8 protein-coding genes are annotated in these 8,544 nt (G+C 64.9%); 3 read left to right on the forward strand and 5 right to left on the reverse strand.

The window, feature by feature from the left end; genetic code table 11:
- Positions 1-56: 56 nt before the first annotated feature.
- Together P0D80_RS22190 and P0D80_RS22195 are read right to left on the reverse strand one after the other, a co-directional pair.
- Complete coding sequence (locus tag P0D80_RS22190) at positions 57-566, reverse strand: response regulator (protein WP_408175526.1); 510 nt, start codon at positions 564-566, stop codon at positions 57-59.
- 79 nt (positions 567-645) lie between these two features.
- Entirely contained in the window at positions 646-2,265 is a 1,620-nt protein-coding gene (locus P0D80_RS22195) for a sensor histidine kinase (RefSeq protein WP_408286730.1), read from the reverse strand.
- A 414-nt stretch (positions 2,266-2,679) separates the two neighbouring features.
- Here P0D80_RS22195 and P0D80_RS22200 point away from each other — a divergent pair, with 414 nt between their 5' ends.
- Positions 2,680-3,174 carry a hypothetical protein gene (locus tag P0D80_RS22200; protein ID WP_091794435.1) on the forward strand — a complete coding sequence of 165 codons (495 nt, stop codon included), beginning with the start codon at positions 2,680-2,682 and terminating at the stop codon, positions 3,172-3,174.
- Positions 3,175-3,332: 158 nt separating this feature from the next.
- On the opposite strand, the gene P0D80_RS22205 is transcribed toward P0D80_RS22200, so the two are convergent.
- Positions 3,333-3,458, reverse strand: a complete 126-nt coding sequence (locus P0D80_RS22205) for a hypothetical protein (RefSeq protein ID WP_408175528.1) — start codon at positions 3,456-3,458, stop codon at positions 3,333-3,335.
- 2 nt (positions 3,459-3,460) lie between these two features.
- A complete protein-coding gene (locus P0D80_RS22210; protein WP_408286732.1) occupies positions 3,461-5,959 on the reverse strand; it encodes an AsmA family protein in 2,499 nt (832 codons plus the stop codon).
- Between the two features lie 158 nt (positions 5,960-6,117).
- Here P0D80_RS22210 and P0D80_RS22215 point away from each other — a divergent pair, with 158 nt between their 5' ends.
- On the forward strand, positions 6,118-6,846 hold the full coding sequence (locus tag P0D80_RS22215) for an ABC transporter ATP-binding protein (protein ID WP_408286734.1): 729 nt from the start codon (positions 6,118-6,120) through the stop codon (positions 6,844-6,846).
- Positions 6,843-7,649 (forward strand): ABC transporter permease, encoded by an 807-nt coding sequence (locus tag P0D80_RS22220; protein WP_408286736.1) that lies wholly within the window; start codon positions 6,843-6,845, stop codon positions 7,647-7,649. Before P0D80_RS22215 ends, P0D80_RS22220 begins: the two co-directional genes overlap by 4 nt.
- A gap of 44 nt (positions 7,650-7,693) precedes the next feature.
- Here the strand turns inward: P0D80_RS22220 and P0D80_RS22225 are convergent, their stop codons facing one another.
- Positions 7,694-8,251 carry a DUF6013 family protein gene (locus P0D80_RS22225; protein ID WP_132374746.1) on the reverse strand — a complete coding sequence of 186 codons (558 nt, stop codon included), beginning with the start codon at positions 8,249-8,251 and terminating at the stop codon, positions 7,694-7,696.
- Between the last annotated feature and the right edge of the window lie 293 nt (positions 8,252-8,544).

Here is an 8,544-nt window from a genome sequence, read left to right on the forward strand (position 1 = left end):
TCAAGTGGTCTATCTTGTCACGAGCGGCTTTCGGCCGGCTTCATGCGAACCTTCCATCACGGCGCCGCGAGACGATGCCCCGAGGGCAGCTTGACCACCTGCAGGAAAAACCCGAGGCGCCGCACGGCTTCGATGAACGCATCGTACTCGACCGGCTTGGTGATGTAGACATTGCAGCCGAGTTCGTAGCAGCGCGCGATTTCGCGCGGGTCGTCGGTCGTGGTCAGGACGATCACCGGCACGGCGGCGGTTTGCGGCGACTCTTTCAGACGCCGCAAGACTTCGAAGCCGTCCACCCGCGGCATTTTCAGATCGAGCAGCACGACGAAATTCATCAAATCTTCGCGCGCGGGTACAGCGCTGTCAGCGGGATCGGCCGCGGAACTCGCGGCGGCGTCCGCCGGGGACGGCGTTGGACCGAAAAAATAATCGAGTGCCTGCTGGCCGTCGCGAAAGCGCACGAAACCGTTCGAAATGCCGGCACGGCGCAGATTGCGCTCGACGAGCGTGGCGTGGCCGTCGTCGTCTTCGATCAGTACGATGCTGACCGTTTCCCCGTGACTCATATGCTCTCCGTGCTGAACGATTGGTTGATGCCTGCCACTTGTGAAGATCCGCGCCGCTCCCGCGTCTACCCGCTCTTGTTCAGAGACGCGCGGGCTGTTCCGGCAACACCACAAAAAACGTCGACCCCGCGCCTTCCGCCGACTCGACCCACACGCGTCCCCCATGCCGCTCCACCGTGCGACGCACCACCGCGAGGCCAATGCCGTCGCCACTAGCGACGTCGCCGTGCAGGCGCTGAAATGCCCGGAACACTTTCGACATATACGCGGCCGGAATGCCGAGGCCATTGTCGCGCACATAATACGTGCGCATGCGCACCGCGCGCGGTTCGCCCGCCTCGCCCGGCTCGACCGGTTCGGGTTCCAGCGCGCCGACTTCGATACGCCCATTGCGCGCCGGGTCGAGATAATTCAACGCATTGCCGATCAGGTTGCTGAAAATCTGCTCGATCGCGCCCGGGTCGCCCCATGCCGGTGGCAAGTCGCGCACGGTCACCACGGCCGCATGCTGCCCGATCGCGCCCTGCAGCGCGTCGACCACCCGTCCCACCACGCGCCCGACGCTCACACGTTGCCACTGGTACTCGAGCCGGCCGGCGCGCGAGATGCGCAGCAGCGCGTCGATGATCGCGGCGGCCCGCGTCACTGCCGCGCGCAAATATTGCAAGGACTCGCGCACCTCGCCGTCGAGAATATGCGCCATGCGCCGATGCTCGGCCTCCGGCAATTTTGCCGCCGCGACGACGCTGTCCAGCTCGTCGCACGAGACCTGCAACTCCTTCGAGAAACCTTGCAGATTCACCAACGGCGAGCGCAGATCGTGCGACACGCTGTAGATGAACATTTCATTATCTTGCGTCTCCTGACGCAGTTCCTCGTTGACGCCCGCCAATTCCTGCGCGCGCGCTTCGAGCCGCGTTTTCAGCATGGCCTGCTCGGCGTCGGCCTCACGCAGGCGCGCGCCCGTCTGATGCAGCACGGTGTCGAGCGCGGCAATCTCGTCCCTACCCGACAGCGGCGGCGCGAGCGTGCGTCCGCTGCCCAAACGCTCGGCGTTTTCGGTCAACACTTCCAGCCGCCGGCCGATGCTGCGCGCAAAGACCACCGCGGTGGCCGCCCAGATCAGCATCGAGCCGAGCACGGCGCCGATCAGCGCGTACTGCTGGCGGTCCCGCCGCCGCGCGAGCGCGGCCGAGCGCTCGGCGTCGAGCCGCGATGCCTCGTCGCCGAACGCGGCGAGCTCGTCGCGAAACACCGCGATCTGCTGCGGCAACGCGCCGGTCTCCAGCGCGGCAAACGAATTCGGGCGATGCCCCGCATGCAGCGACTGTGAGATCGCGACAGTCTGCGCGCGATACGCGTCGATCGCCCGCTGCATCTTGTGCACACGCTCGACCTGCTGCGGCGTGCCGGCGACCAGCACCTCGAGATTCGACAGCCGGTCGCCCAGATCGACCCACACCGTATGGCGGTCGATCAGCGACGCATCACCGATGACCATAGCCGTGCGAACCCGCGCCGCCTGACGCAGCAACGGATCGACGATGGCCGACGACTGATAGAGGATCTGCTTGCTGTTGGTGACCCACTGCGCGGCCTGCGCTGTCTGCTCCTGGGTATCGAAGACGACGCCGAGAAGCGCCAGCTCGACCACGCTCGGCACTGCAATCAGCAGCAGACCCTTGGTGAATAGTTTCATGTTCGCCCGAAGGGTCGCAAAGAGTCACTCAAGCGGTCACTCAAGCCGCGGCGGTTCGCATGACCGGCCACGCCGCGCCGCCCTGGCGGGACTTTGCGGTGCCGGATCGGCGAGCTCGGCGCAGTGCAGCCGGACGGGCCATTATCGACGTGAACTCGAGATATTTCAACGTAGCGGCAGGATGCGCTCGTCCACACAAAAATGACTTTTTTATTGGTATGAGATGATTTTTCAGCGCCTCGTGCGTCTATGATGGAGACAGATGTGCTGGGAAGCGAAAGCGCGCGGCGAGGCGGTTCGGCATGATTCGTGCGGGAGGCGGTGGGGCGGCGTAATCGTCGAATCACCGTGAATCCGGCCTTGTCGTATGCTATAAAAGATCGACGTGCGGCGCGCGAAGCCGGGAGTGGTCGCATGAGGACGCTGCGTTTCTTGCAATTCTTTTTCAGGCGAATTTTTATGTCCTTCCCGAAAAAGCGTAGACGCGCGAAGGTGGACGGCGATGAGTCGTTCCTCGCGGTACTACGGCATTTCAAGCCGTTCGGCCAGCTTGACACCAAGATTGCGCGCGCTCGCGCGCAAGACGAGCCTGTCCTTTATGCACATGTGCTGCCAGGGCTCGATGTGCTGCTGTGTAGTGTGCGTGGCGCGCAACCGCCCTATCCTGCACCTGCGGAGTTGCGACGTCGCTGTATCGAATCGATTACCAATGCGCTGGAGCAACCGCTCGACGGCCTCGAGAACGGCGGCTACTGGTATGAGGCGGACGGTTTCGGCTTTCTGGTGTTCGCCAGCCGCGCTCGCGGCAAGATCCTGACGGAATTCGGCGCGACTCGCATTGGCGGCGCCCGTCGTGGGGTGCGTCGGCAGGATGCTGCCGGAGACGCCGCGCCGCGCTCGCTCAGGTAGACCTTTAGCTTTACGGTAGACCTTCACACTCGCAACACCGTCTGTTGGCAAAGCTCGTCAGGCGGCGTTGCGTCATCACCTTTCCTTGATTCGGCGTGTCATCTCAGGTGATGTGTTCGCGCGCGCGTTCAGCGCTCGCCTTGCCTCATTTCGCCTTCTCATTTCATCGTGATGTCATCGATGTGGTCGCCACCGGGCGGCACGCTGATGAGCCACAAAAGAATCAAGGACAGGCCGCCGCCGAAGCTCCAGTTCAGCCAGTCCGCAGGCAGGATGAAAGGCATCATCAACTCCCCTTGTATTCAGCCGCGCTGGCAGGCGACATCACCGCCGGCTTTTTCTTGTCCGTCGCAGCCGGCGACGAAGCGCCGCCAGAAGACTTGTTCACTGGCGCGCCATCCAGAGAAATGGCGGACTTGGGCTGCTGCTTCGTGCCCGGCGGCGGCGCAGTCGGCGCCTGCCGGACCTGGGCCAGCAACTGCGTGCACGGCAACGGCTTGTTGTTGCTCGGCGCGAGCAGCGGAATCAGCGCCGCGAACGGATTGAGCAAACCGAGGCCGACCGCCGCGCCGCCGCGCAACGCCAGCGCGGCCGCGTTCACGCCCACGTGCGGATCCTTGAAGGTGCCTTTCACATAGAGCGGCGAGCGCAGCGAGAACACCCTGAAACCCTTGGTATGCGGATGCACGCCGAGATCCAACGATTCGTCACGCATGTTCACGTTGCCGTCGATATCGATCACGGCGTCGTCCGTATCGAGCGCGAAGACGCGTGACTCGAGCACGCCGTTGGTCGCGACAAAATCGGCGGCCGCGCAGTTGATCTTCACGTCGCGATTGCCGAACAGCTTTTCATACACCACGTTCGCCACGTTCAGCCCGGCCGCTTCCATCAGCAGGCGGCTCACCGTGCCGTCCGTCACCAGCGCCTTGACCTCGCCGTTCGACGATGCCGCGAGCGCCGCCGGCGAATTGCCCGTCGCGGTGAGCGCGGCGTCGCCGTTGATTTCACCGAGCGCGTTCTGCATCGTCTTGAAGTTCGGGAACAACTGCTTGAGCTTCAGATGCCGCGCCGACGTCGCGAAGCGTCCTTTGAGCGGTGTCGCGCTGCCGTCCAGATGAATATCCGAAGCGAGCGTGCCGCCGGCCACGCCGAACTTCAACGGTTCCAGCGAGAGCACACCGTCGGTCATCACGACGTGCGTGTACAGGTCCGTGATAGGCAGATTCACGTCCTTGACGATGCGCCGGCCAGTGAATTTCACGTCGGCGTCGATCGCCTTCCAGCGGTCGGTGCGGAACTGCTCGACCGGCAACGCCTTGCTGGACGGCTGCGCCGTCGCATCACCGCGCTTGGCTTTGCTCGCGTTCGAATCCGCGCCGATCACCGGCGCCAGATCGGAGAACTGCAGCAGATGCGAAACCAGTTCGCCCTGCAACAGCGGACGCGGTTCACGCGCCGTATATGTCAGCGAGCCGTTGATATCGCTGCCGCCGACCCGGCCTGTAAAATTTTCATACTTGAAGACGTTGCCGGTGGACTTGAACTGGCCGACGAGCCGCCCCTCGGTCGCATACGGCGGCGTGTCGGGCAAGGTCACGCCGGTCAGCGAATAGAGGCGCGCCATGCTGTTGCCTTGCAGCCAGAGGCGCAGATCGACCGCCGCGAGATGCGCGGGATCGGTGATCGTGCCGACGAGGCCGACATGCAGATCGCCCGCCTTCACATCGGCCTGCACCGGGAACGGCCGGTTCGCGTCCTGCAACGCCAGCACGCCGCCGACCTTACCGCTGCCCGACACCGGCGTCTTGTTGTAAGTCCCTTTGACGGTCCAGCCGATGGCGTACGGCGGAATCTCCTGCTTCGCGCCGGCCTGAGCTTGTGCCCCGCCGCCCGAAGCCGATGCCGGCGCGGACGCCACGACTGCCCCGCTCGCGCCCGCGGCGACGGCCTGGCTGGCGCCCTTCGAGCCGCCCGCGACTAGCCCGCCCGAAGCGCCCGTGGCCGCCGTCGTACCGGACGCGGTGATATCCGTCGACGACGCGCCTGAGGCTGCCGCCGCGGACGCCGCCGCAGCCTCCGACGCCGCCTGCGCATTCGCCTGCTGCGTCAGCTTGTTGGCACCCGACTTGCCGATTGTCTGCGCCGAGGAACTGCGCGACGCCGCTTCCTGCTGCTTCATCGCTTCGCCGATCGGAATCGGCTGGCCGAGCGTGTCGATCGCCATCTGCAAATCGACCTTCTTCTGCTGATCGGATAGCGCGATATTGCCCTTGGCAAAGGCGATATCGTGCAGATCGAGCTTCCATTCGGAAGGCCCGCTGGATGACGCCAGTTTGAAGGTCCAATTGTTGCGGCCGTCGAGCACGCGCTCCAGATCGACCGAAGGATTCACGAGGTTGATCGTGGGAATCACGATATCGTGCGCGAGCAGCGGCAGCACCTTGACCTGGAAGTCGATCTCGTCGAGCGTGGCGAACTGCGGCTGCTTGGTCCAGTCCGGATTGCCCACGGTGATATTGGCCGCCGAGAAACGCGGCCAGGGCACCCAGCCTCGCCAGCCGGTCTCGCCGACCGGATGCCGCCAGCCGACCTTCAGATCGCCGTTGATGGCGAATGGCCTGCCGATGGCTTGCGTGACCTTGTCGTTGATATAGGGTCTTGCCCGGTTCCAGTCGAAGGTCATGATGAAAATGGCCAGCGCGACAATCAGAATGACGATGATCGCCAGCAGCCATGCGATGATTTTTCCGATCCGCCTTCCGATCGTGCTCGACACTGCCATTGAGAAGCTCCGCTATTTTTTTCTACGTTGAGCACCGTCCAGCACGTTGCGTGCCCGATCCGTGGCTGGCAAGCGCTATGCCTCTGCCGCTTTATCATGTTGCACACGCAGGTCGCAGCGAGCTTCGACCTTACGCATCCCCCATTACAAATTCACTCATGACCGATGTTCCCTTCGTCCTCGCCGACGGCATCGTCCGGCGCGATGCCGTGCGCGGCCAGACGCTACTGCAGCCGACCACCTTCGTGTTGCACGCGGGCGACCGCGTCGCCATCACCGGGCCGTCCGGCTCGGGCAAGAGCGTGTTCCTGCGCGCCCTTGCGCTGCTCGATCCGCTCGATGCGGGACGCATCATGTGGCATGGCGCGCCGGTGGAGCGCACCGCTATTCCGCGCTACCGGCGCAACGTCGCGTATATCCGGCAACGGCCCGCGCTGCTCGACGGCAGCGTCGAAGACAATCTGCGCTATCCGTTCGAGTTGCGCACGTATCACGACGTGCGTTTCGATCGCGCGCGCGCGGCGAGCCTCGCCGCTCAGGCCGGCCGCGGCGACGACTTTCTCGACAAGCGCTCGAGCGAGTTGTCCGGCGGCGAGGCGCAGATCGCCGCGCTGATTCGCGTGCTGCAACTCGCGCCCGAGGTTCTGTTGCTCGACGAACCCACCGCGTCGCTCGACCCGGAGTCGTCGCATGCGATCGAAGGTCTGGTGCACGCATGGTTCGACGCCGATCCCGGGCGTCATGCGTCGATCTGGGTGTCCCACGATCCGGCGCAAGCCACGCGCATGAGCGCGCGGCATCTGACCATGCGCGCCGGCGTGCTCGACGAAACCGCGCATCGCGAGCTACCGCCCGCGCATCAGGATCACCAGGAGTTCGGCCAATGACATTGCAAAACCTGAGTCTGTGGGATGTCGCGATTGCGGCGCTGCTGATCGTCGTGAACGGTGCCGTGTCGGTGGCGCTCAAGCTCGATCTCGAGCGCAAGCTGGCGTGGGCCGCCGTGCGCACCGTCGTGCAGTTGCTGGCGATCGGCTACGTGCTCGGCTGGGTGTTCCGTTACGACCGCTGGTACGTGGTGCTGCCGCTGATGATCGTGATGACGCTGATCGCCGGCTTCGCGGGCGCGCAGCGCGGCAACCGCACGTATCGCGGACAACGCGCGGACAGTGTGCTGTCGATCTGGGTCAGTTCGTGGCTGGTGGCCGCGGTCGGGCTGTTCGTCGTGATCCGCATTCACCCGTGGTACGAGCCGCAGTATGCGATTCCGATTCTCGGCATGATCCTCGGCAATACGCTGACCGGCGTGTCGCTCGGCATCGAACGGATGACCGAGGAATTGACCGCTCGGCGCGACCGCGTCGACATGGCGCTCGCGCTAGGCGCGACACGCTGGGAAGCGGCGCAGGCGCCGGCGCGCCAAGCCGTGCGCGCGGGCATGATGCCGACGCTCAATCAGATGGCCGTGGTCGGCGTGGTGAGCCTGCCCGGCATGATGACCGGCCAGGTGCTGGCCGGGCAGTCGCCGTTGCAGGCGGTGCGCTATCAGATCGTGATCATGTTCCTGATCGCCGCGTCGTCGGCCCTGGGGACGGTGGGCGCGGTGCTGCTCACGTACCGGCGGCTCTTTTCGGCGGAGCACCGCTTTCTGTCGGCGCGGCTGGTCGAGCGGGCCGCGGCGCGGCGCTGAGCCGCGCTCCGACCCGCCGCTGTGCCCTCAATCACACGCCTGACTCAACGCTTCGCGCTGATCGCGACTTCCGTGCCGTCGCTGAGCGTGAGCGTTTTCGTGCTGCCATTGACCGGCATCGTGAATCGCACGATCTGACTGACGGTCACGTCGTTCGGACACTTGAGCGTTTTGCCGCCGCTCGTCACGGTTTTCACGCCCTTCGGCGTCTGCGCCTGGAAGCTCAATTGCACGGTCGCCGTGCCGTCGCCGCCGACGACTGGCGCGAACCGGATTTGCGTCTGCCTGATCATCGCGCCGTTGGTGTCGATCGGCAGCGACGCGTAGTTCGGGCACGCATCCGTCGCGGGAACCGGACCACCCGGCGGCACGGTCTTCCACGTGAAGTCGTCCGATTCGCCGGAGCGGATCGTGCGCGTTTCCTGCGAATTACCGAACTGTTTCGACGTGACGCGCACCGTGTAGCGGATCGGGCCGTCGAGGGCGGATTGGGACGTGACCGTGATCGGCGTGGCGGCGTGAGCCGCCGGCACGAGCATGCCGGGCGCGAGCGCGCATGCGAGAGAAGCAACAACTGAAACGGCGGAGAGTCTGAAGCTCATACTGTCACCTCGTTGTTGTGCCGCTGCGCGCCCGCTTCAGCGCTACTGCTCACGCACCGCCCGACTGGACGACGCCGGGCCGCGAGACACGCAACTGTTTTAGCATGATGCCCTGCCAGTCTAACGCCAAGCGACGCTGCGCGCGCTGCCCGCGAATCGGGTGTTAACCCGCTTGCGGCGACGCGTTTTCTGCGCGTGTGGCGGCTCAGGCGCACACACGCGCCCGCCGCGCCGCACTGCTGCAAATCGACACGCCGCCTCGCCCGATCGCACCGCTTGTTGCGCATCAAATG

The organism is Paraburkholderia sp. RL17-373-BIF-A, from assembly GCF_046030175.1.
Taxonomy (GTDB): Bacteria; Pseudomonadota; Gammaproteobacteria; order Burkholderiales; family Burkholderiaceae; genus Paraburkholderia.

What these genes read in the sequence shown, in the direction of transcription:
- P0D80_RS22190 (WP_408175526.1), bottom strand. Translation starts at nt 566, where the DNA reads ATGAGTCACGGGGAAACGGTCAGCATCGTACTGATCGAAGACGACGAC.
- P0D80_RS22195 (WP_408286730.1), bottom strand. Translation starts at nt 2,265, where the DNA reads ATGAAACTATTCACCAAGGGTCTGCTGCTGATTGCAGTGCCGAGCGTG.
- P0D80_RS22200 (WP_091794435.1), top strand. Translation starts at nt 2,680, where the DNA reads ATGAGGACGCTGCGTTTCTTGCAATTCTTTTTCAGGCGAATTTTTATG.
- P0D80_RS22205 (WP_408175528.1), bottom strand. Translation starts at nt 3,458, where the DNA reads ATGCCTTTCATCCTGCCTGCGGACTGGCTGAACTGGAGCTTCGGCGGC.
- P0D80_RS22210 (WP_408286732.1), bottom strand. Translation starts at nt 5,959, where the DNA reads ATGGCAGTGTCGAGCACGATCGGAAGGCGGATCGGAAAAATCATCGCA.
- P0D80_RS22215 (WP_408286734.1), top strand. Translation starts at nt 6,118, where the DNA reads ATGACCGATGTTCCCTTCGTCCTCGCCGACGGCATCGTCCGGCGCGAT.
- P0D80_RS22220 (WP_408286736.1), top strand. Translation starts at nt 6,843, where the DNA reads ATGACATTGCAAAACCTGAGTCTGTGGGATGTCGCGATTGCGGCGCTG.
- P0D80_RS22225 (WP_132374746.1), bottom strand. Translation starts at nt 8,251, where the DNA reads ATGAGCTTCAGACTCTCCGCCGTTTCAGTTGTTGCTTCTCTCGCATGC.